The organism is Cyanobium sp. LEGE 06113 (assembly GCF_015207615.1).
On the sequence record NZ_JADEWM010000003.1, the window covers coordinates 1 to 22,013 of the forward strand.

The following is a 22,013-nucleotide window of genomic DNA, read 5'->3' on the forward strand; positions in this document are numbered from 1 at the left end:
GCTCACCCACGGCAGCTACCGAGCTCCGCGCATGGTGTGGTGGATCGGCTCCCTGGTGGCCTGCTCCTCGGGCCAGATGGGCCCCAGTTGGTGGAAAGCCCACCACCTGCAGCACGCCGCTGCCGCCGCCTGGATCTGCCGCTGCTGGCCAGTCAGGACCCGCTGCGGCTTGTGCTGCCCACGGCCGCGATGGGCCTCAATGGGGTGGAGGCCGATCGCTGGTTGCTGGAGCGGGGGGTGATCGCGGAGCTGGCGGAGCCCGGCAGCCTCACCTTCTGTCTGGGAGTGGTGCCTCCGGCCGGGGTGGTGCGGCGGTTGCCTGGGGCGCTGTCCGCCCTGCGCCAGGCCCTGGGCGGTGCGCCGCTGCCGCCCTTCAGTCCCCCGCCTCTGGCGGCGGTGGCACAACCGGAGATGCCGGTGGCCCTGGCCTGGCGGGCCGCCGCAGAGCCCGTGCCCCTGGCGGCGGCGGCGGGCCGGATCGCTGCTGAGCCCCTCTGCCCCTATCCCCCGGGGATTCCACTGCTGATTCCGGGAGAGCGCATCGATCCGGCCCGGGCCCACTGGCTGCAGCGGCAACGGCACCTCTGGCCCGGCCTGATCGCTGATACGGTGAGGGTTGTGGTGGGCTGACGCGGGATCGCCAGCGGCGTGCCACGCCCCCTGTTTTGCGCGCTCCACAGGCCTCGCCGGTGATCGACGACCCCACTGCAGCGTCTCCGACGCCTCCCTATCAGTGGGATTTCGTCACCCCCGGACTGCCCGATGGCGTCTTTGATGCGGCGCCGGGCTTCAGCCCCACACCGATGGAGCTGCGGGTGATGCTGCTGGCCCACCTGCGGCCGCGGGCCGATTCCCTGGTGTGGGACGTGGGCGGCGGCACCGGCGCCCTGGCCCTGGAGATCGCCCGCCTGATGCCCCGGGGCCAGGTGCACACGCTCGAGCGCGACCCGGAAGCCATTGCCCTGCTGGAGCAGAACCGCCAGCGGCTCGGCATTGTCAACCTCCACATCCACCCCGGCGCGGCTCCCGACGATCTGGCGGCCCTGCCCCCCGCCCCCGACCGGGTGGTGCTGGAGGTGGGCCGGCCCCTCGGCGATGTGCTGCGGGTGGTGTGGCAGGCGCTGCAGCCGGCGGGGCGGCTGGTGATCAGCACCGCCAGCCTGGAGGGCCTGGTGGATGCCACCGACACCCTGGGGCAGCTCGCCGCCCGCGATGTGCAGGTGGTGCAGGCCACCGTGCACCGCATGCAGCGCCGCGGCAGCCAGGCCAAGCTGGCCGCGGCTGAGCCCCTGTTCCTGATCGCCGCTGAGCGGCCGTGATTCCACAGCCCCGCACCAGCACATCACTGCCGCGCCTGCTGAGCGGCTGGGCGGCCGGGGGCTTCGGCTTCGTGGTGGTGATGCTCGGCGGCTGGTGGTTCACCGTGGCCGTGGGCGTGATCGTGCATCTGGGGCTGCTGGAGTTCTTCCGCATGGCCCAGTTCAAGGGCATTCGGCCCGCCACCAAGACCACCCTGGTGGCGGTGCAGCTGCTGCTGGCCACCACCCAGCTCGCCGGCACCGACAGCTGGCTGGCCGGCGATGTGGCCGCGGCGGTGCTGCCCGCCTCCGGCGCGGTGATCTGCGGCTGGCTGCTGCTGCAGCCCGTCACCGGCACCATCGCCGACATCGCCGCCTCGGTGTTCGGCCTCTTCTACCTGGGCTTTCTGCCCAGCCACTGGATCAAGCTGCGCGATCTGCCCGACTCCGGCCTCGAGCTCACGCTGCTGGCCTGCTTTCTGATCGTGGCCACGGACATCGGCTCCTACGCCATCGGCCGGCGGCTGGGCCGGCGGCCGCTCTCGCCGATCTCGCCGGGCAAGACGGTGGAGGGCGCCCTGGGGGGGGTGGCCTGTGCGATGGCCGTCGGGGCGGTGGGGGGCTTCTGGATCGGCTGGAGCTGGGGCTGGCTGATCGGGGCGGTGCTGGGGGCGGTGGTGGCCCTGTTCGCCCTGGTGGGGGATCTCACCGAGTCGATGATGAAGCGCGATGCGGGCCTGAAGGATTCCGGCGATGCGATCCCCGGCCATGGCGGCATCCTCGATCGCATCGACAGCTACCTGTTCGTGCCGGCGGTGGTCTATTCGCTGGTCACCCTGGTGCTGCCGCTGCTTGAGTCCTGAGGGGCTTCAGGGCGTCACCGTGGCCCGGCCCTGCAGCACCAGCCGGCCGTTCTCCACGGCGGCCCGCTCGATCCGCACGGCCGGGTCCATCGGCAGCCGCAGCTCGGCGCTGCCATCCACGGCACGGATCAGCACCGTGCCGGCCTCCGCGCTCAGGCTCGTTTCCAGCTCCAGCGCCCCATGGCTTCTCAATACCAGGTGCTCCCGGCGGAGGCTGAGGCTGCTCCCCCGCCAGGCGGCGCTTCCGAGCAGCTGGCCGGCGAGCTGGTCGGCCAGGGGTTGCCAGCTCGCCTGGGCCAGGGAGTGCTCCAGCCCCTCGGGGCTGAACCGCACCTCCCCCCTGATCCCGAAGGGCTGACCCAGCTCGATGGCCTGGCCCCGCCGCAGTCCAGCCACCTGGAGGCTGATCGGCTCGCTCGTGAGCGTCACCGCGTCGAGTTCCAGCCCCCGGTAGCGCACCTGCCGGGCCTGGAGCTGGGCCCCGGCCAGCCGGCCGCGCAGCAGCTGCAGATCCCGGCCCTCCAGCTCCAGCGAGAGGGCGCCGATCTGCTCACACTGGCGGCGAATCCACAGCTGCAGGCCCGTTGCCAGCAACTGCAGCAGGGGGCCACTCATGCGCCGTTGCCGGCCAGCCAGGTGGCGGCCACGCACTCCGGCTGGTCGATGTGGGGCAGGTGGCCGCACGGCTCCAGCTCCCGCACCCGCTCCCCGAGCAGGGCCAGGGCGGCGCGTTTCTGGGGCTGACGCAGGATGCGGTCGTTGGCCCCCCACAGCACCGCGATCGGCTGGGGCGGCAGCGGAGCACCGCAGCCGGCGAAGCCGCCTGAGCGGGCGAAACGCCCCAGGGCCTGGCCCCATCCCGGCGCGGCGAGGTGCAGGGAGGCGATTTCCAGTTCGGCGGGGCCCACATCCCGATCGGGATCGGCGAAGGCGCTGCGGCAGAGGCCCTTCCGCACACCGGGCCGGGCCAGGAAGCGCACCCCGAGTCCATCCAGCAGCGGCGGCAGGGGCATGGGCCGGCCGGTGAGGCCGGCGGGGGCCAGCAACAGCAGGCGGCTGATCTGCCCGGGGTGGCGGCGGGCCAGCTCCACGGCCACGGAGCCGCCCATCGAGGCGCCGATCAGGCCGAGCGGTGCGGCCTCCGGGCTGCGGCTGGCGATGGCCGCCAGCAGGGCGGTGAGGTGCTCCAGCACGGCGGCGGGGCCATAGGCCGCCTGGGCGGGACGGGGGCAGAAGCCGAAGCCGAACAGGTCGGGGATGAACAGCTGATGGCTCTGGGCCAGCCGTGGGGCGATGCGCCGGAACTCCAGAAAGGAACTGTCGAAGCCGTGCAGCAGCAGCAGCGGTGGCCCCTGGCCGAGCACCGCCACGGGCCAGAGGTCGGGCAGGCCCTGCAGGGGCCACCACTGCACGGCCTGGGCCAGGGCGCGGCCCTGGGGATCGAGCAGCTCCCGGGCCGCCCGCTCCACCAGGGCCTGGGAGCTGAGCTCAAGCGGGCCGCAGGCCTCAGCAGCGGCGCTCACGCGGCGACCCGCTCGCCGCAGCGGGTGCTCACCAGGGCGGCCATCAGATCGATGGCGCTGACGCTGAAGGGCAGGTGGTGCAGGTCGGAGCCGGGGGCGCAGGCAAAGGCACAGGCCTGCTGCAGCTGCTCCAGGGTGGCCTGGCCCAGGCCCAGATCGGCCAGATCAGCGGGCAGGTCGAGCTGGCGAAACAGGGGCAGCAGCTGCCGCCGGGCCTGGCCGGCCAGCTGATTGCCCCCCAGCACTTCCTCCAGCCGCAGCTGCACCAGGATGCCGAAGCCCACCTTCTCGCCATGCAGGGCGCCATGGCTGGCGCTGAGCTGGGTGAGGCCGTTGTGCACGGCGTGGGCGGCCACGGTGCGGCAGCGGGCACCGCCGATGCCACCCATCAGCCCGGCGGTGAGGCCACAGGCCTCCGCCACCCGCACCCAGGCCTCGCTGCTGCTGTCCAGCAGGGCCTGTTCGGCGTCGAACAGCAGCTGGTCTCGCAGCACCCGGGCCATCTGCACGGCCTGCTGAATCAGTCCGTCGCTGCTGGCCGCGGAGCTCACCGAGGCCTCGTACCACTTGGCCAGGGCGTCGGCGATGCCACTGGCCAGGGTGCGGGCCGGGGCGGTGCGCACCAGCGCATGGTCGAACACGAGCAGCTCGGGGCAGCGCCGCAGCTCCACATCGTGCTGAAAGGCGCCCTCCGGGCTGTAGACGTTGGCCAGGGCCGTCCAGCCGGCGCAGGTGGCGGCGCTGGTGGGCACGGTGACGCAGGGCAGGCCGTGGCGGTGAGCCAGCAGCTTGCCGGCGTCCAGCACCTTGCCGCCGCCGCTGGCGATCACGGCATCGGGTCGGCCCTCGCTGCCGCCGTCAGCCAGGCTGCGCCCCAGGCGCTCCAGGTCCAGCTCGCAGCAGTCGTGCTCCAGCCGCTCGAGCTGGGGCGTCAGCCCCTCCTGGCGCAGGCTCTGCTCCAGCTTCTGCCGCAGCGGCAGCGTGGCGGGCCCTCGCCCCAGTAACAGGGGGCGGTGGCAGAGGCGGGTGATGCGGGGCAGGGCCTGCTGCCAGGCCCCCTCACCACGCAGCACCTCGGCGGGGGCGATGCGGTGGGCCTGAGGTGTGGCCGGGGCCGAGGCAGCGGCAACCGCCCGATCGCGGGCTGGGCTGGTGGGCTCCACAGAGCCCCGGCGGGAACGCTGGCGCATCAACCCATCGTAATGAACATAAAACCGCCCAGCTGCTGAGCCGGGCGGTTGAAGACGGCTGCCTCAGCAGGGAGGCAGCCAGGGGCGGCAGGCCTCAGGCGCGGCGCCGGCGAGTTCGGGCATCACGGGCAGGGCGCTCTGCTTGCGGATCACCACCTGCTTGTCCTCGCCCACATCGACCAGGGCGGAATCGCCCTCGCTGATCCGGCCCGAGAGGAACTCCTCGGCCAGGGAGTCTTCCAGGAGGCGCATCACGGCCCGGCGCAGGGGACGGGCGCCGTAGGAGGGGTTGTAGCCCTCTTCCACCAGCCGTTCCTTGAAGGCCTCGGTGACGGAGAGGTGGATGCCCTTGTCATCCATGCGCTGGAACACCTCCTTGAGCATGATCTCGGCGATCTCTTTCACCTCGTCGCGGGTGAGTTGGCGGAAGACGATGATTTCGTCGAGACGGTTGAGGAATTCGGGGCGGAAGTACTGCTTCAGCTCCTCATTCACAAGCGAACGGATGCGGTTGTACTGGGTGTCTTCGGCGGCACCGCCGGAGAACTCAAAGCCGAGTCCGCCGCCACCCTTCTCGATCACCTTCGAACCGATGTTCGAGGTCATGATGATCAGGGTGTTCTTGAAGTCCACCGTGCGGCCCTTGGAGTCGGTCAGGCGACCGTCCTCCAGCAGCTGCAGCAGCAGGTTGAACACGTCGGGGTGAGCCTTCTCGATCTCGTCGAACAGCACCACGGTGTAGGGCCGGCGCCGCACCGCTTCGGTGAGCTGGCCGCCCTCGTTGAAGCCCACGTAGCCAGGAGGCGAGCCGATCAGCTTGCTGACCGTGTGGCGCTCCATGAACTCGGACATGTCGAGTCGGATCATCGCCTCCTCACTGCCGAAGAAGTAGGCCGCCAGCGACTTGGTGAGCTCGGTCTTGCCGACGCCGGTGGGACCGGAGAAGATGAAGCTGGCAATCGGCCGGTTGGGGTTCTTGAGACCCACCCGGGCGCGGCGAATGGCACGGGACACCGCCTTGACAGCTTCGTCCTGGCCGATCAGCCGCTGGTGGAGGGTTTCCTCCATGTTCAGCAGCTTGGCCGACTCGCTCTCGGTGAGCTTCTGCACGGGCACACCAGCCAGGAGGCCACGATGTGGGCGATGTCCTCCTCGGACACCATCGGAGCGCGGTCGGGGTCGGCGTTGCCGATCAGGGCCGTCACCGTGCCCAGATCGGGAGCCGCAGACTCAGCCTCAGGGGAGGGCGTTTCGTCCTCTTTGCGGGCCTGCAGGATCGTGCGGATCTGATCGCGCAGCTCCACTTCGCGGTCACGCAGTTCGCCGGCCTTGGTGAAGTCCTGCTCGCGCACGGCTTCCTCCTTCTCCTTCTGCACACCGCGCAGCTGCTTGTCCACCTCCTTGGCGGCAGGGGGCAGCTTGGAGTTCATCAGCCGCACCCGGCTGCGGCCTCGTCGATCAGGTCGATCGCCTTGTCCGGCAGGAAGCGGTCGGAGATGTAGCGGTCGCCCAGGGTGGCTGCGGCAACCAGGGCCTCGTCGGCGATCTTGAGCCGGTGGTGCTCCTCGTAGCGCTCCCGCAGGCCACGCAGGATCTCAATGGTGTCTTCCACGGAGGGCTCACCCACCATCACGGGCTGGAAGCGGCGTTCCAGGGCCGCATCCCGCTCGATGTGCTTGCGGTATTCGTCGAGAGTGGTGGCGCCGATGCACTGCAGCTCGCCGCGGGCCAGGGCCGGCTTGAGGATGTTGGCGGCGTCAATGGCGCCTTCGGCGGCGCCGGCGCCGATCAGGGTGTGCACTTCGTCGATCACGAGGATCACGTTGCCGGCACCTCGGATCTCCTCCATGATTTTCTTGAGGCGCTCCTCGAACTCACCGCGGTATTTGGTACCAGCGACGAGCAGGCCGATGTCCAGGGTGAGAACGCGCTTTTCCTCGAGGATGTCGGGGATGTCGCCGGAGTTGATGCGCTGGGCGAGGCCCTCGGCGATGGCGGTCTTGCCGACGCCGGGCTCGCCGATCAGCACGGGGTTGTTCTTGGTGCGGCGCCCCAGGATCTGGATCACCCGCTCGATCTCCTTCTGCCGGCCGACCACCGGATCGAGCTTGCCGTCGGAGGCCTGCTGGGTGAGGTTGCTGCCGAACTCGTCCAGGGTGGGGGTCTTGGTGGAGCCCTTGCTGCCACCACCGGCGGCCACTTCGGCGGTCTCGCCGAGCATGCGGATCACCTGGGTGCGCACCTTGGCCAGGTCGACACCGAGGTTCTCGAGCACCCGGGCGGCGACGCCCTCGCCCTCACGGATCAGGCCGAGCAGCAGGTGCTCGGTGCCGATGTAGTTGTGGCCCAGCTGGCGGGCTTCCTCCAGGGACAGCTCCAGAACGCGCTTGGCGCGGGGGGTGAAGGGGATCTCAACGGCCACGAATCCGGAGCCACGGCCGATGATCTTCTCCACCTCGACGCGGGCGTCCTTGAGGTTCACGCCCATCGACTTGAGCACTTTGGCGGCGACGCCGGTGCCCTCGCCGATCAGACCCAGCAGGATCTGCTCAGTGCCCACAAAGTTGTGACCAAGGCGGCGGGCCTCTTCCTGGGCCAGCATGATCACCTTGATGGCCTTCTCGGTAAACCGCTCGAACATGGGGCGGGGCCTGGTGCAAGTTCACCCAACCTATCAGGGTTGAAAGGGTGGTGTGGTTGCGGGGAGCTCAGTTCGCTAAAGCCAGTGATGGCAAGAGGCTGGCCGCTTTTCAGTGCAATTCAGACCAGCAAATTGCAGCTCTTGTGCAATAAGAAAAGCCGGTTATCCGCACCGGTCGATCGTGTTGTCCGCTCGATCGCCTGGGCGCGGCTGCGTGAGGGGCAGCCATTGGATCAGGGCCGCCTCGCCACTGCGGTAGTAATCGCGACGCCTGCCGCGGCTGCTGAACCCCAGAGCGCCGTACAGGCCCAGGGCGGCTCGGTTGCCCTCAGCCACCTCCAGGGTGGCGGCCCTGGCGCCGCGGCCCTGGCCCTCCGCCAGCAGGGCCTGCAGCACCTGCCGCCCCAGGCCGCGGCGCCGCTGCTGCGGCCGCACCGCCACCAGGGTGATGTGCAACTCATCGACGATCAGCCAGCCGCAGGCCATCGCCACCAGGGCGTCCCCCTGCCAGAGGCCCATCGCCAGGCGCGCCGCATCGGCCAGCTCCGCCTGCCACTGGGCGGTGCTCCAGAGCTGGCCCAGGGCGGCGGCGTCGAGGTCCTGGCAGGCCGCCAGCTGCCCAGGGCCCAGCCGGCTGAGGCGCAGGCCGCCCTCAACCGGCTCGCCGGGCCCCCTGCTGCCTCGGTTGTTTCCGTACATTCGTCTGTGTCGTCGCGCCCCCGACCTGCGGTCTTTCCATGGTGATGTCCAGCGAGCCCGTCACCGGGACCGAGCCAGCCTCCGAGCCAGCGCCCCAGGCGGCGCTGGCCCAGCAGCCCTTCGAGAGCGGCTGCGATGCCTCCAGCCCCAACCGCAACCTGGCCCCGATCAGCAGCGGCCTCGACGCCGAGGGGCGCCTGGTGGTGGGGGGCTGCCGCCTGAGCGATCTGGCCCGCACCTACGGCACGCCCCTCTACGTGCTGGATGAGGCCACCCTGCGCTCCAGCTGCCGGGCCTACCGCGACGCCCTGGCCGCCTCCTACCCCGGCCCCTCCCTGGCCCTCTATGCCTCCAAGGCCAACAGCTCCCTGGCGATCACCGCCCTGGTGGCGCAGGAAGGGCTGGGGCTCGATGCCGTGTCCGCCGGGGAACTGCTCACCGCCCTGGGCGGGGGCATGCCGCCCGAGCGCATCGTGCTGCACGGCAACAACAAGAGCCCCGAGGAGCTGGCCCTGGCGGCCCAGGCGGGCGTCACGGTGGTGCTGGATAACTGGCGCGACATCGAGCTGCTCAGCGCCCTGGCCCCCTCCCTGGCGCAGCCGGTGCGGCTGATGCTGCGCTTCACGCCAGGCATCGAGTGCCACACCCACGAGTACATCCGCACCGGCCACCTGGACAGCAAGTTCGGCTTCGACCCCGAGCAGCTGCCCCAGGTGCTGGGCCACCTGGCCAGCTGCAGCTGGGCGCGCCTCACCGGGCTGCACGCCCACATCGGCTCCCAGATCTTCGAGCTCCAGCCCCACCACGACCTGGCCGGCGTGATGGCTGACGCCCTGGCCCAGGCCCGTGGCCACGGCCACCCCGTGAGCGACCTCAATGTGGGCGGTGGTCTGGGCATTCGCTACGTCGCCAGCGACGACCCGCCCACCATCCAGGCCTGGGTGAGCACGGTGGCCGGGGCGTTGGCGGCGGCCTGCCGCGAGCGGGGGCTCGACCTGCCCCGCCTGCTGTGTGAGCCGGGCCGCTCCCTGGTGGCCACCGCCGGAGTCACGGTGTACGAACTGGGCAGCCGCAAGGCCATCCCGGGCCTGCGCACCTACCTCTCCGTGGATGGCGGCATGAGCGACAACCCCCGCCCGATCACCTATCAGTCGCAGTACACCGCCCTGCTCGTGGACCGGCCCACCGCTGAGGCCAGTGAGACCGTGACGGTGGCGGGCAAGCACTGCGAATCAGGCGATGTGCTGCTGCCGGAGATCGCCCTGCCGCCGGCCACCAGTGGCGACCTGCTGGCCGTGTTCGCCACCGGCGCCTACAACGCCTCGATGGCCTCCAACTACAACCGCATCCCACGGCCGGCGGCGGTGCTGGTGCATGAGGGTCAGGCGGAGCTGGTGCAGCGCCGCGAGCAGCCGGAAGACCTACTGCGCTACGACGTTCTGCCAGCGCGCCTGACGCCGGTAATCTGACGCCGAGAATTGGGTTCAGGCGTGACCGGGCCGTGGCTGGAAGGTTGGCTTCGGCTGCTGGATTGGCGTCTGTTGATTGATCTGGTCTGCGCCACGGCCCTCGGCATGGTGGTGCTGGGCCGGGTCACCGAGGCGCGCACGCTGTGGCTGCTGCGCGGCTACCTGCTGCTGGTGGCGATGGCCTGGCTGGTGCAGCGCTTCGCCAACCTGCCGCTCACCACCAAGCTGGTGGATGCCCTGGTGCTGGCCTGCAGCCTGGCCCTGGCGATCCTCTGGCAGGGGGAACTGCGGCGGCTGATGGAATTGCTGGGCACGGGCCGGCTGGGGCTGCTGTTCGGCAACCGCAGCCGCGACCAGCTGATGTCCAGCTCGGTGGGGGTGCTGAGTGAGGCGGCCGGACGCCTCTCCCAGGCGCGGCGCGGCGGCCTGATCGTGGTGGATCTGGGCAGCGACCTGCGCCCTGAGGACTTCCTCAGCCCCGGCCTGGCCATCGACGCCCAGCTCTCGGTGGATCTGCTGCTCAACCTCTTCGCCGCCGACACCCCCCTCCATGACGGCGCGGTGCTGGTGAAGGGCAACCGCATCCTGGCGGCGGGCGTGATCCTGCCGCTCTCGCGCCAGGGGATGAACCGCTATGGCACCCGCCACCTGGCCGCCATCGGCCTCACGGAGCGCTTCGACCGCTGTCTGGCGATCGTGGTGTCCGAGGAGACGGGCACCCTGGCCCTGGCCTGCCAGGGCCGCCTGGAGAGGCCGATCACCAGCAGCCGTCTTCATGATCTGCTCACCCGGGCGCTGGCCCAGGCCGGCGGGCGTACCGTGACCAAGGACACGCCGGATTCCCGCGGATGAGTCGCGCCCTGGCGACCAGCAGCACAAGGCAGACCCATCCCTTGCCGGCGGGGCTGGATCCCGCCCGGCTGCCGGCCCATGTGGCGGTGATCATGGACGGCAACGGTCGCTGGGCCCAGCGGCGCGGCCTGCCCCGGGTGGTGGGCCACCGGGCCGGGGTGGAAGCGCTCAAGCGCACCCTGCGGCTCTGCAGCGACTGGGGCGTGGGCGCCCTCACGGCCTATGCCTTCTCCACCGAAAACTGGAACCGGCCCGGCGAGGAGGTGAACTTCCTGATGGCCCTGTTCGAGCGGGTGCTGCAGCGGGAGATCGAGGGCCTCGAGCGCGAAGAGGTGTGCATCCGCTTTCTGGGGGATCTGGAGCCCCTGCCCCTGGGCCTGCAGAACCTGATCGCCAAGGCCACCGCCCGCACCGCCGCCGGCAGCGGCATCCGCTTCAACGTCTGCACCAACTACGGCGGCCGGGCGGAGCTGGTGCGGGCGGCCCGGCGCCTGGCGCAGCGGGCGGCCGAAGGGGAGCTGGACCCGGCCAGCATCGACGAGCAGTGCTTTGCCGCCGAACTGCACACCGCCGGCCAGCTGGATCCCGATCTGCTGATCCGCACCAGCGGCGAACACCGCATCAGCAACTTCCTGCTGTGGCAGCTGGCCTACGCCGAGCTGCACATCACCGATGTGCTGTGGCCCGATTTCGACGGCGAGGCCCTGCACGCCGCCCTGCTGGACTATCAGAACCGCCAGCGCCGTTTCGGCGGTGTGGACCCGGCCCCCTGAGCGGCCTCCGCCCTGGCTGTCCACCCTTCCCACCCTGCCCTTTCCCCGCCCCGCTCAGTGACCCACCGCCACGACTGGACCCGCGCCGAGATCCAGGCCCTGCTGGAGGCGCCGCTGATGGAGCTGCTCTGGCAGGCCCAGCAGGTGCACCGCCAGGCCAACCCCGGCTACCGGGTGCAGCTGGCCTCGCTGCTGAGCGTCAAGACCGGCGGCTGTGAGGAGGACTGCGCCTACTGCCCCCAGTCGATGCACCACAGCGCCGATGTGAGCGGCCGGCCGGAGCTCGAGGTGGAGCCCGTGCTGGCGCGGGCCCGGGCGGCCAGGCAGGCGGGTGCCCATCGCTTCTGCATGGGCTGGGCCTGGCGTGAGATCCGCGACGGGGCGCCCTTCGAGGCGATGCTGCAGATGGTGCGCGGCGTGCGTGCGCTGGGCCTGGAGGCCTGCGTGACCGCCGGCATGCTCAGTGACGCCCAGGCCGCCCGGCTGGCCGAGGCGGGCCTCACCGCCTACAACCACAACCTCGACACCAGCCCGGAGCACTACGAGCGCATCATCAGCACCCGCACCTACCAGGAGCGGCTCGAGACCCTGGCGCGGGTGCGGCGGGCCGGGGTGACCGTCTGCTGCGGCGGCATCATCGGCATGGGCGAGGCACTCAGCGACCGGGCCGGGCTGCTCGAGGTGCTGGCCAACCTCGATCCCCACCCCGAGAGCGTGCCGATCAATGCCCTGGTGGCGGTGGAGGGCACGCCGCTGCAGGAGCAGCCGCCGCTGGATCCGCTGGAGCTGGTGCGGATGGTGGCCACGGCCCGGATCCTGATGCCCAGCAGCCGCGTGCGGCTCAGTGCCGGCCGCGAACAGCTCAGCCGCGAGGCCCAGATCCTCTGCCTGCTGGCCGGCGCCGATTCGATCTTCTACGGCGACACCCTGCTCACCACCGGCAACCCCGACGTGGCCGCCGACCAGGCCCTACTCGCCGCCGCCGGCGTGACGGTGGAGGGGGCGGCGGCGGCGCTGTGCCCTGCCTGAGCCGCTCCCCATGGGCCTGAGCCTGGCTGCCTTCTACCGCTTCGCCGCCTTCGATCCGGCGGAGCTGCCGCCCTTGCGCCAAAGCCTGCTGGCCTGCGGCGAGGCCGGCGGCGTGCGGGGCACGGTGCTGCTGGCGCCGGAGGGCGTGAACGGCACGGTGAGCGGGCCAGCCGAGGCGGTGGAGGCGCTGCTGGAGCTGCTGCGGGCCGATCCGCGCCTGGCCGCCCTGGAGGTGAAGCGGGCCGAGGCGCCCCAGCAGGCCTTTCACCGGCTCAAGGTGCGGCTCAAGCGCGAGATCGTCACCCTGGGCGATGCCTCCCTGCGCCCCTACCTGGCGGCGTCGGTGGGCCGCCACGTGGCGCCCGATCAGTGGGAGGCCCTGATTCGCGATCCAGACACGCTGGTGGTGGACACCCGCAACGCCTACGAGGTGGCCCTGGGCAGCTTTGACGACGCCATCGACCCGGGCACCACCAGCTTCCGGCAGTTCCCCGCCTGGGTGGAGCAGCAGCTGCGGCCCCTGGTGGAGCAGCGCCGCCCCAAGGCGATCGCCCTGTTCTGCACCGGCGGCATCCGCTGTGAGAAGGCCACGGCCCACCTGCTGCAGCAGGGTTTTGAGGGGGTGCACCACCTGCATGGCGGCATCCTGCGCTACCTTGAGGAACGGCCTCAGCTGGGCAGCAGCTGGCGGGGAGAGTGCTTCGTGTTCGACCAGCGGGTGGCCGTGAATCACCAGCTGGAGCCGGGCGAGGCCAGCCTCTGCCACGGCTGCCGCATGCCCCTCACCGCCGCCGACCGCCAGCTGCCCAGCTACGCCGAGGGGGTGAGCTGCCGCCACTGCGTCGATCGTCAGAACAGCGCTGATCGCCTGCGCTACGCCGAGCGCCAGCGCCAGATGGCGCTGGCCCGCCAGCGCGGCGAGGACCACCTCGGCCGGCGCTTTCCGGTGCCGCCCAGCAGCGGTGGCTGAAGCGCGGCCGATCCTCTACAGCTTCCGCCGCTGCCCCTATGCGATCCGGGCGCGGCTGGCCCTGGCGGCGGCGGGGCTGAAGCCCGGCGTGGATCTGGAGCTGCGGGAGGTGAGCCTCAAGGCCAAGCCGCCGGAGCTGCTGGCGGCGTCGGCCAAGGGCACGGTGCCGGTGCTGGTGCAGGGGGAGCGGGTGATCGAGGAAAGCCTGGCGGTGATGGGCTGGGCCCTGGCGCGCCGCGATCCCCACGGCTGGCTGCAGGGCTGGAGCGCGGCCGAGGCCGCCGCCATCGAGGCGCTGATCGCGGAGAACGACGGGCCGTTCAAGCACCACCTGGACCGCTACAAGTACGCCGGCCGGTTTGGTGCCGAGGGGGAGCAGGAGAGCCACCGCCAGGCGGCCCTGGCGATCATGCGCCGCTGGAACCAACGGCTGGCGTCCGGCGGCTGGCTGCTGGGCGAGCGGCCGTCCCTGGCCGACATGGCCCTGCTGCCGTTTGTGCGCCAGTTCCGCCTGGCCGATCCGCAGCGCTTTGACGCCGAAGCGGCGCTGCAGCCGTTGCAGGCCTGGCTGGGCCGCTTTCTGGCCGGAGCGGAACTGGCGGCGGTGCTGGATCCGCCCTGGGCGGCCCGCCAGGGGTGGTGGTCGCCCGGCTGGCTCTATCACCTGGCCTTGCGGCAGGAGTGGCAGGCGGCACAGGCCGCCGGCAGCTACCGCCGCTCCACCCGCGGCCGCTCGCTGGAGCAGGAGGGCTTCATCCACCTCAGCCAGGCCCACCAGCTGGCCGCCAGCCATGGCCGCTTCTACGCCGACCTCGATCCCGCCGAGCTGAGGCTGCTGGTGCTCGACCCGGATCGGCTGGCGGCGGCGGGCGCGGTGGTGCGGCTGGAGCCGGCGCCGCACAGCGGCGAGCTGTTTCCTCACCTGCACGGGCCCTTGCCGCTGGCGGCGGTGCTGGCGGCCTGGCCCTGGTGCCCTGAGGATGGGCCAAGCCGGAGCTCACGATGGTGAACCCCTCCCGAGGTCCGGAACGGCTGGTGCGCGCCGGCCAGTGGCTGATCGCCCTGCTGTTCGCCTACTTCCTGATCCAGGTGGGCGGGGCGCTGATCGCCGACCTGCCCCTGCTCTCCAGCCCGCCCAGACTCGAGCAGTTCCTCGACCAGCCCGCCAAAACGGCCCTGGAGGCCGAGCTGCAACCGCTGCAGAGCCGCCGCGAGGCGCTGCAGGAGCAGGCCGAGCGCCTGGGCGAGCGCCAGCAGCAGGCCCAGGCCCGCTACGAGCGCGAGAAGGCCAGCTTCGACAACTGGCGCTCCACCCGCTCGGCCACGGCCCAGTCTGACCAGAACCCGGAGGTGATCGCCCGGGCCCGCCAGCTCGACGGGCTGCTGCAGCAGCAACAGCAGCTCAGCGGCGAGCAGGCGGCACTGGCGGCCCGCTTGCGGCAGGTGCAGGCCTCGATTGCGGTGCCCCGGCAGCAGCTGCAGCTGCTGCAGTCCGAGGCCCAGGGGCGCTTCCAGGCGGCCCGGCAGCGGGCCGAACTGCAGCCTTCGGCATCCGGCTGTTGCTGGTGGGGCCGCTGCTGGGGCTGTCGCTGTGGCAGTTCCGCCGCTTCCGCCGCAGCGACCAGTGGCCCTTCGTGTGGGGCTTCCTGCTGTTCGGCCTGTTCGCCTTCTTCGTGGAGCTGGTGCCCTATCTGCCCAGCTTCGGCGCCTACATCCGCTATGGGGTGGGTGCCCTGCTCACCTTCCTGGTGGGCCGGGCCCTGATCCGCTGGCTGAATGGCTACCTGGCGCGCAAACAGCAGGAGCAGGCGGCGCCGCAGGAGCAGCGCCAGCACACGATCCGCTACGAGAAGGCCCTGCAGTCGCTGGCGCGCAGCCAGTGCCCCAGCTGCGAGCGCAGCCTGCCGCGGCGGGAGGGCGTGCTGCCCAACTACTGCATGCACTGCGGCCTGCAGCTGCAGCACGACTGCAGCCAGTGCGGCGCGCTGCATTACGCCTGCTTCCCCTACTGCCCCAGCTGCGGCAAGCCGGCGTAATGGAGCCCGATCTGCCGAGCCTGGCCCAGCTGGAAGCGCAGGCCCGCCAGCGGGGCCTGCTGCTGCGGCTGCAGGTGGGGCGCCTGGCCGCCGTGGGCTGGAGCTTGCGGGTGGGGGTGGCCCGCCGCCAGGCTGGGGGCGCCCAGGAGGAGCGGCTGGTGTTGCTGGGGGAGCTGAAGGGCTGGGCCCTGCCCACGGCCGCTGGGCTTCGGCTCGACACGATGCGGGTGCAGGGAGAGGAGAGCGCCGCGGTGGGGGCACTGATCTGGGCGGCCAGCTTCGCCTGGGCCCTGGAGGCCACCCCCTGCCGCCGGGCGCAGCTGCTGGCGATTCGCGATGACGACCGCCAGCACCGCCGCCTGGTGCGCTACTTCCGCCAGCTGGGCTTTGAGCCGCTGCGGGAGCTGGGGGGCGGCGCGGCCGACCTGCCGGCCCGGCTGCTGTGGGGCGGCGCCGGCCTGCTGATGCAGGGCGACTGCACCGAGGGGCTGCGGCGCAGCGCCCGGCGGCTGGAGCGGCGGTGATGACCCCAGCGCTGGCCTGGGACGGCCTGATCCGCCTGTTCAACGCGCCGCTGCTGCCCCTGGGCAGCCAGACGATCACCCTGGGCTGGCTGCTGGGGGTGGGGCTGCTGTTGCTGGTGGTGACGCTGGCGGCCCGGCTGCTGCGTTTCCTGCTGGCCAAGCGGCTGCTGCTGTGGCTGGGCCTGCCGGAGGGCCGCCGCGAGGCGATCGGCACGCTGCTGGCGATCGGCCTGGCGGCCTTCGGCTACGTGGCGGTGGCCCAGGGCATGGGGCTCGACTTCGGCGCCCTGGCGGTGCTGTTCGGGGCGCTGGGGGTGGGCCTCGGCTTCGGGCTGCAGGACCTCACCCGCAATCTCAGCAGCGGCCTCACCCTGCTGATGGAGGGCAAGCTGAAGGTGGGCGATCTGATCGAGTTCGAGGGCACCCAGGGTTTCATCCGCGAGATCTCGTTCCGCTCCACCGTGATCCGCACCTTCCAGGGCTCGGAGATCGTGCTCCCCAACGCCCTGATCACCAACACGCTCGTGCACAACCTCAGCTACCTGAGCTCCCAGGGGCGGGTGGATCTGGCGGTGCGGGTGATGCACGGCAGCGATCCGCTGCTGGTCACCGAGGCGCTGCTGGCGGTGGCCCTGGAGGAACCGAGGGTGCTGGATGACCCCGCCCCCAAGGTGGTGCTGCACCAGATCGGCCGCGACGGTCTGGAATTCGAGCTGTGGGTGTGGACGGCCGAGATCCAGAATCAGCTGTTGCTGCGCAGCGCCATGAACTACGCGATCCACAGGGCCCTGAAGAGTCGTGACATCCACCTGCTGGGTGAGAAGCAGATTCTGCAGTTGCTGCCCGAGGCCGGCCCTGGGGCGCCCCTGGCTTTTGATCTGGATGAACAGCTGGCCGCCATCCCCTGCTTCGCCAACATGGATGGGCGGCGCCTGCGGGAGCTGGTGGGCAGTGGCGCCCGCCGCCGGGTGACGGCGGGGCAGATGCTGGTTGAGAAGGGAGCCCCAGGCCGGGCGCTGCATCTGGTGCTGGAGGGGAGGATCAGCGCCATCCACGAAACCGAACGCATCAGCCACCGACTGTTCAGCTTCGGCCGCGGTGAGTTCTTCGGCGAGCTGCCGCTGCTGCTGCAGGTGCCCTACCCCACGGCGATGTGGGTGCAGGAGGACGCCGTGCTGTTCGAGATCCCCAGCGGCAACGTGCGCCTGCTGCTGGAGAACCGGCCCGACTTTGCCGAGATCGTGCTGCAGGCCCTGGCCCGCCGCGGCGATGTGTTGCGCAGCTACGAGAGCTGCCTGCGGGAGCGGGGCTTGTTGCAGGAGGGGGATCTGGGCAATCCCTTGCAGTGGCTCAGGGGGCGGTTACGGCGGGTGTTGGAGCCGCGCTTGGGTGGATCTCTCCAGTCAACGCAGGATGGAACCTGAACGGTGGGCTAAGGCATGGGCAGCCAGGAGCCCTCGAAATCGTGAAAACTCTCTTCGCGCCAGCCATCGCAAGACGCATCGGCCACTGACCAGGGATGTAGCGACTGCAGCACGATCCTGCCTCGTGGTACGAGTAACCGCCTAAGGGTTTTCAATAGCGCAGCAGCCTCCTGGTAGAGAATGGAAAAGTTGGCCGAGATCACATCGAAGCCGTTGCCAGCATGGCTAGGATTGTTGGCTAATTCGAAGTATGTGCAAACCTGAAACTTGCCACCTCCCGCAGACTGAGCCGCTGCAATCAGGGTCGGTGAGCCGTCCAATCCCACAGCATCAACTCCTTGTTGACAAAGCCTCCGAACCAACCAACCTTCACCACAGCCCAGGTCGAGTACTCGCTTTGGTTGTTGAGCGAGCACCGCGTCAACGATAGCTTGAACTGTCACGAGTCGGCGGCTTTCGATACCGCCACCACGGATGATGTCTGTCCATTGATCGGCATTCACGATCCAGCTCTGCATTAGGTCGTCTGATTGATTGGAATATTTGCTCGTCTCAAGGCCTATCGAGAATTCAAAGATATGCAGTGATTAACGCCAGCCATAAGTGATACGGTAATTTGGCATGTTGCAGAGGGGGAGTCGGCTCGTATAACCGAAATAGTGATGCTAGGTTCTAATGATTAAGAAGCCTCCTGCGCCAATCATGATGCTACCAATGGTTTTGCGATAAACGCCAGTAAACCTGTTGCGACCTGCGATACTGGCAAGCCTTGCGCCTAGCAATGCATAAGCAACTTTGACACCACCAACGCTTAATATGGTAATTGCGACTATTGTTAGGATCTCCTGGACGCTGATAACGGCTAAGTCGATAAATGCTGGTAGGAGGCTCGCGTAGAATAGAATTGCTTTGATGTCTCCGAGAGTTAAAGCGAAACCAGCAATCAGACTAGCGGCCAGACTTTTCCCTTGGTGCGACTCAAGAGGCACTCTCGGCGGAGCGGAGCTCGAAGTCAAAAGTCTTATTCCAAGCCAGATTAAATAGAGCCCAGCGATAACTTTGACTACGACGAAAAAGCCGCCAAACATTTCTGCTGCTGCTGACATTCCTGCTATGGCAAGTGCCACAAAGAGAAGATCGCCGAGGACGATGCCAATGCCCACTGCAATTCCATTGGCTGGGCCAAAAGTGGCTGCACGAGCAATCACCAAAGCAACACTGGAACTTGGTAATGCGGCGAGCAAGACCATGATTCCAAACAGGGTGATTGATTCGACAAGTGTCATAGAGTCTCGCGTCTATTCTTATTGACTAGTGGCAAGGGCTCACCAGTCGCGGCATGCAGTCGTGTGGAGAGATCTCATAGCCGGAAGTCATTTTGGTAGTACGTACTTCCGACCCGAAAGTGTTTCGTGTTCTTGATCTCCGGTTACTGCTTTACGTCGAATTGGTCCCGCATCGATTAAGCCAAGTCGTTCAGCTACGCGAACCGAGGGCAGACTCTCTAAAATGACATAGGCAATCAGCCTCGATTCCGTGGTCGCACTGAGGTAGTTAAGCAGTGCTCTAGCCGCTTCTGTTGCATAGCCTTTGCCCTGATGCTCTGGCATGACCGTATAATATATTTCGATATCTTTCCCGTCCGGGTTCGCCCCACATGAGCCCAGATATTGATCCGTCGACAGATCGGCAATCGTCAATGAGCATATCGGAGTGGCCGTTTGATACGAACCAATCACGTACTCCAGCATTTGACGTGCCCCTGCCTGCGTCTTCTGTTCGGGCGTGAATGCCATGTAGCGCGATGCCACTGGGTCGCTCAAGAAGGCTTGAAAGGCTTCGAGGTCCTTGAGCTCATGCTTCCGAAGGGATAGTCGTTGGGTTCTGATTCTAGTTGGCATTTTCATCCGTGCCACCTCCATTTAACGCTGTGCCTCAGGCGCCGTCGGAAGCCGGAGCGACGGAGGAGCGCAGGCTGTAGGCGGTCGCCTGCAGGCTGATGTTATGCGGCATTTTGGTTGAGAGATGCCTGATTGTCGCCGTTCAAGCTAAAGCAGACGTGTCTGTGGCTAACGGAGGCGGCGCAATTCGAGTCGTTCACGGCAGGTATGGGAATTAAACGTATCTGGCGGAATACTGACGGCGGCACCGATCAGCCCGCCGGTTCGCCTCCGTCACTATCATTACAGTCTGGCTCGTAATCCTCCTCGTCATAGCTTCTGTTTCGCATTTCCCTTTTAGCCTCGGCACGGCGCTGTTCTGACGCGATCATGAGGTCGAGTTCTGCGATATGCTTTTCGGAGTACGCTTTGACCGCTGGACGTTCGTCTGCGAGCCATTCCGTCAAGGATTCCTTCTTGGACTGCCATGCTTCCGCAAAGCCCAATTCACCACGGACCACACCGGTGCTGTTGATACTGATCCGGACCCGGCTCATTTTGTTGGCATCTTCTGGAAACCGAGACACAATTTCCTTCAAGACATTGTGGGTGGAAGTCTCACCGCAGTAGTTCTGGAGAATCGCCAGTGCGAAATCAGCCTCCGTATCGCCGCCGGACTTTACCAATTCGGCGAGCGCAGCAGCGAACTCCGGAGTGCAATTGGGAAACGCTATGCTGAGCAGGCGCCCCCCTCGAAACTGAAATAGCTTCTGGTCACGCGCGAACCAGGACAGCCCATTGCTGATTGCAAGTTGTGGGTCTTTCGAGAGATCCTTTTCCAAGCCATGGAACTGGAACGGTACCGCCTCGAAGCGCTCTTCGTTCTCGCTTTCCGCGGCCTCCCTGGCGAGCCGAGATCCGAAGTAGTCCCAGACCGCCTCCGGCTGGCACTCGGCCAGCCGAACCAAAATGCGCTCGACCTGATAGTTCACTTTGCGAAGATAGCCCAGACTCTGTAGGACCTGCGCCGTCCTCTCCGGAGTCAATTCCTCATAGAACTTTTTGGCCTTCTGCAGAAACCACGCTCCTGAGACCCAGCGCGCGTCTTTGCGGTCATTCAGGAAGGTCAGGGCATCACTCAGGAACGTGTCGGCGTCTGCGATCTTCTCCGTCCCGTAATGCTCCAAAGCAAACAATAGACATTCGATGACCGCTATTCCGTCGCCTTTATCAATTGCGCGCTTCAGGAGGCGAGCGGCGAAATCAGGCTTCTTAACATCTGAATAGCGAAGGTGACGCGCTACGCCTGCGAGGTTCCTGGCAGACTCAAGCTCACTCTCCAAGATCCGTTCATAGATATCGCATCGGCCGCTTAGGGCCAGACCATTGAGGAAGCCGGCAAGGAAGTTGTGCAGATCGGCCGAGGCTCTTGCCAAGAACCGGTCGGCCACTTCGGGCTTACACTCAGCCAGCTTGCTGATGAAATTGCCAAAAACCGGAAACGTGGCAAGATCGCTCGATTTGGTTTCCGCGCAACGCGCAATCAGGTCGAACCAATCGTGCTCGTTCGCCGCATTGATCTCCTCGATGTAGCGATCAGCCTCCCTGCGCCGATATTCGTCGGCCCCCTTGTAGTCGAACTCCTCTTCGGTCCAGTGACCGGGGTAAACGGATTCAAATCCGACCAGAACCTTGTATCGGATAAACCGATTATCGGCGTTGATTGTGTCACGGAACCTCAAGATTGCGGCCACGAGACTTTTGGCTTCGGCCTGACAACCGAACCGATTTTCCGGGTCATCGGTAAGACCCTTCGCCCGGAAATAATCGTAGAGGAATTGGTGCTCCAGGTGCTGCAGTAGCTCGTAGCTCGCATCTATAACGCGTTCGGTCACGAACTCGACAATGCGTGTCGCATCCTTGAGCGTGATGGCCAGGAGCTCATTAGAATATTGCTCTTGATTGGGAGTCCTTGTTGCGGCGTCCAGAGCTGAGAGAACTGCGCGCTTCTGCTCATCGTCGTACGATCGATCATAGGCTGCGAAAAGAGCTTTGATCGCCTTGTCGCGAACCTCCATGAGCTGATCGGATGCGGGCACGGCCCCCGTACTCAAGACTACGGAGTCCGCCTTCCACTTTGCACCGGTGATGTCTGATTGAATTGCTTCAGTCCAGACGGTAAGGGCGATGGGCTGAATACTGTCCACCTCGGCATCGCTCATTCCGGCAAGGTGATCTACCAATGCCATCTGGAGCATCGGCCCTACCTGGTTGTAGGCGTCGATGTTATACTTTGACAAGGTTTTGACGGCGTTTACAATCTCCCGGCGAATATCTTCGTTTGGTTCGTCCCGATAAATGTCGATAAGTAGTTGCAGCGTTCCGATTACATCGGCGTAGCTTAGACTTTTGGCGATCTCCACGACAAGCTTCGTCACAGCATCGGCCTTGAAGCCCTCCATATTTCCGTAGGTCGTTTCTATTGGAACGGGCTCCGTGCCGCGCGCGGCTTTGACTGCCCTCAGCAGAGGAACTTTCAATCCCTCGTAGGCCGCCGGCAGGTCGTCGTAATTCGGGATAGCGTAATCTTTCAGTCCTGACAGAATGTCGTAGCGCTCGTTATTGTTCTGCGCATTGTCCAGCAGGTTGGAGATATCCTTGTCGAAGAGCTCTTTGCCCTGGAGGATCCGTTCATACTCCTGCTGGGCCTTCTGAATCTCAAAGCCAGCCGGGATCAGGTACTTGTCCATGATCCGCTCAAACCGGCGGGCGATACTTTTCATGGCTTTCCCGCCGTAGCCATCACCCAGCTTGTCTTTGTAGAGAATGTCGTGGGAGGTCT

At 67.4% G+C, this 22,013-nt stretch carries 20 protein-coding genes and 2 pseudogenes; 13 read left to right on the top strand and 9 right to left on the bottom strand.

Annotated features, from left to right (window positions below; translation table 11 throughout):
* The 3 genes and pseudogenes from IQ220_RS16215 to IQ220_RS06150 all read left to right on the top strand — a co-directional run.
* Window positions 1-630 (top strand): annotated as a pseudogene (locus IQ220_RS16215) (lysine decarboxylase); the annotation flags it as partial.
* Between the two features lie 35 nt (window positions 631-665).
* Entirely contained in the window at window positions 666-1,319 is a 654-nt protein-coding gene (gene cbiT, locus IQ220_RS06145) for a precorrin-6Y C5,15-methyltransferase subunit CbiT (RefSeq protein WP_225875617.1), read from the top strand.
* Window positions 1,316-2,161, top strand: coding sequence for a phosphatidate cytidylyltransferase (locus tag IQ220_RS06150; protein ID WP_186696912.1), 846 nt, complete (start codon window positions 1,316-1,318; stop codon window positions 2,159-2,161). Before cbiT ends, IQ220_RS06150 begins: the two co-directional genes overlap by 4 nt.
* Before the next feature lie 6 nt (window positions 2,162-2,167).
* Here IQ220_RS06150 and IQ220_RS06155 read toward each other — a convergent pair whose 3' ends face one another.
* The 5 genes and pseudogenes from IQ220_RS06155 to IQ220_RS06175 all read right to left on the bottom strand — a co-directional run bounded on the left by IQ220_RS06155 (window position 2,168) and on the right by IQ220_RS06175 (window position 8,214).
* The gene (locus IQ220_RS06155) at window positions 2,168-2,776 is read right to left on the bottom strand and encodes an LmeA family phospholipid-binding protein (RefSeq protein ID WP_228008946.1); all 609 of its coding nucleotides are present in this window, start codon (window positions 2,774-2,776) and stop codon (window positions 2,168-2,170) included.
* On the bottom strand, window positions 2,773-3,633 hold the full coding sequence (locus tag IQ220_RS06160; RefSeq protein WP_228008990.1) for an alpha/beta fold hydrolase: 861 nt from the start codon (window positions 3,631-3,633) through the stop codon (window positions 2,773-2,775). The genes IQ220_RS06155 and IQ220_RS06160 overlap by 4 nt, the downstream gene beginning before the upstream one ends.
* Window positions 3,634-3,680: 47 nt before the next feature.
* The gene (locus tag IQ220_RS06165; protein WP_193913749.1) at window positions 3,681-4,874 is read right to left on the bottom strand and encodes an iron-containing alcohol dehydrogenase family protein; all 1,194 of its coding nucleotides are present in this window, start codon (window positions 4,872-4,874) and stop codon (window positions 3,681-3,683) included.
* 63 nt (window positions 4,875-4,937) lie between these two features.
* Window positions 4,938-7,515: pseudogene (locus IQ220_RS06170) on the bottom strand (ATP-dependent Clp protease ATP-binding subunit).
* A gap of 162 nt (window positions 7,516-7,677) precedes the next feature.
* A complete protein-coding gene (locus IQ220_RS06175; protein ID WP_193913751.1) occupies window positions 7,678-8,214 on the bottom strand; it encodes a GNAT family N-acetyltransferase in 537 nt (178 codons plus the stop codon).
* 44 nt (window positions 8,215-8,258) lie between these two features.
* On the opposite strand from IQ220_RS06175, the gene lysA reads away from it, so the two are divergent.
* From lysA to IQ220_RS06220, 10 genes are read left to right on the top strand one after another with little or no spacing between them, the layout of a single operon-like run.
* Complete coding sequence (gene lysA / locus IQ220_RS06180; RefSeq protein ID WP_370566352.1) at window positions 8,259-9,683, top strand: diaminopimelate decarboxylase; 1,425 nt, start codon at window positions 8,259-8,261, stop codon at window positions 9,681-9,683.
* Window positions 9,684-9,704: 21 nt separating this feature from the next.
* Window positions 9,705-10,535: a diadenylate cyclase gene (locus IQ220_RS06185; RefSeq protein ID WP_186696906.1), complete on the top strand. Its 831-nt coding sequence runs from the start codon at window positions 9,705-9,707 to the stop codon at window positions 10,533-10,535.
* Window positions 10,532-11,308, top strand: a complete 777-nt coding sequence (locus tag IQ220_RS06190; RefSeq protein WP_193913756.1) for an isoprenyl transferase — start codon at window positions 10,532-10,534, stop codon at window positions 11,306-11,308. Before IQ220_RS06185 ends, IQ220_RS06190 begins: the two co-directional genes overlap by 4 nt.
* Window positions 11,309-11,365: 57 nt before the next feature.
* Window positions 11,366-12,337 (top strand): biotin synthase BioB, encoded by a 972-nt coding sequence (gene bioB, locus IQ220_RS06195; protein WP_186696904.1) that lies wholly within the window; start codon window positions 11,366-11,368, stop codon window positions 12,335-12,337.
* A gap of 10 nt (window positions 12,338-12,347) precedes the next feature.
* Window positions 12,348-13,307: a rhodanese-related sulfurtransferase gene (locus IQ220_RS06200; RefSeq protein WP_193913758.1), complete on the top strand. Its 960-nt coding sequence runs from the start codon at window positions 12,348-12,350 to the stop codon at window positions 13,305-13,307.
* Entirely contained in the window at window positions 13,300-14,316 is a 1,017-nt protein-coding gene (locus IQ220_RS06205) for a DUF952 domain-containing protein (RefSeq protein ID WP_193913760.1), read from the top strand. The genes IQ220_RS06200 and IQ220_RS06205 overlap by 8 nt, the downstream gene beginning before the upstream one ends.
* Window positions 14,310-15,071 carry a hypothetical protein gene (locus IQ220_RS06210; RefSeq protein WP_228008947.1) on the top strand — a complete coding sequence of 254 codons (762 nt, stop codon included), beginning with the start codon at window positions 14,310-14,312 and terminating at the stop codon, window positions 15,069-15,071. The genes IQ220_RS06205 and IQ220_RS06210 overlap by 7 nt, the downstream gene beginning before the upstream one ends.
* Window positions 14,990-15,343: a hypothetical protein gene (locus tag IQ220_RS15640; RefSeq protein WP_228008948.1), complete on the top strand. Its 354-nt coding sequence runs from the start codon at window positions 14,990-14,992 to the stop codon at window positions 15,341-15,343. The genes IQ220_RS06210 and IQ220_RS15640 overlap by 82 nt, the downstream gene beginning before the upstream one ends.
* The gene (locus tag IQ220_RS06215; protein WP_193913762.1) at window positions 15,343-15,867 is read left to right on the top strand and encodes a hypothetical protein; all 525 of its coding nucleotides are present in this window, start codon (window positions 15,343-15,345) and stop codon (window positions 15,865-15,867) included. Before IQ220_RS15640 ends, IQ220_RS06215 begins: the two co-directional genes overlap by 1 nt.
* The gene (locus IQ220_RS06220; RefSeq protein WP_193913765.1) at window positions 15,867-17,291 is read left to right on the top strand and encodes a mechanosensitive ion channel domain-containing protein; all 1,425 of its coding nucleotides are present in this window, start codon (window positions 15,867-15,869) and stop codon (window positions 17,289-17,291) included. The genes IQ220_RS06215 and IQ220_RS06220 overlap by 1 nt, the downstream gene beginning before the upstream one ends.
* An 8-nt stretch (window positions 17,292-17,299) precedes the next feature.
* On the opposite strand, the gene IQ220_RS06225 is transcribed toward IQ220_RS06220, so the two are convergent.
* The 4 genes from IQ220_RS06225 to IQ220_RS06240 form a co-directional block, all read right to left on the bottom strand.
* Window positions 17,300-17,809, bottom strand: a complete 510-nt coding sequence (locus tag IQ220_RS06225; RefSeq protein ID WP_193913767.1) for a bifunctional 2-polyprenyl-6-hydroxyphenol methylase/3-demethylubiquinol 3-O-methyltransferase UbiG — start codon at window positions 17,807-17,809, stop codon at window positions 17,300-17,302.
* A gap of 147 nt (window positions 17,810-17,956) precedes the next feature.
* Window positions 17,957-18,577, bottom strand: coding sequence for a LysE family translocator (locus tag IQ220_RS06230; protein WP_193913769.1), 621 nt, complete (start codon window positions 18,575-18,577; stop codon window positions 17,957-17,959).
* An 87-nt stretch (window positions 18,578-18,664) separates the two neighbouring features.
* Entirely contained in the window at window positions 18,665-19,213 is a 549-nt protein-coding gene (locus IQ220_RS06235) for a GNAT family N-acetyltransferase (RefSeq protein WP_370566353.1), read from the bottom strand.
* Between the two features lie 230 nt (window positions 19,214-19,443).
* Window positions 19,444-21,954 carry a hypothetical protein gene (locus IQ220_RS06240; RefSeq protein WP_228008949.1) on the bottom strand — a complete coding sequence of 837 codons (2,511 nt, stop codon included), beginning with the start codon at window positions 21,952-21,954 and terminating at the stop codon, window positions 19,444-19,446.
* Window positions 21,955-22,013 lie beyond the last annotated feature (59 nt).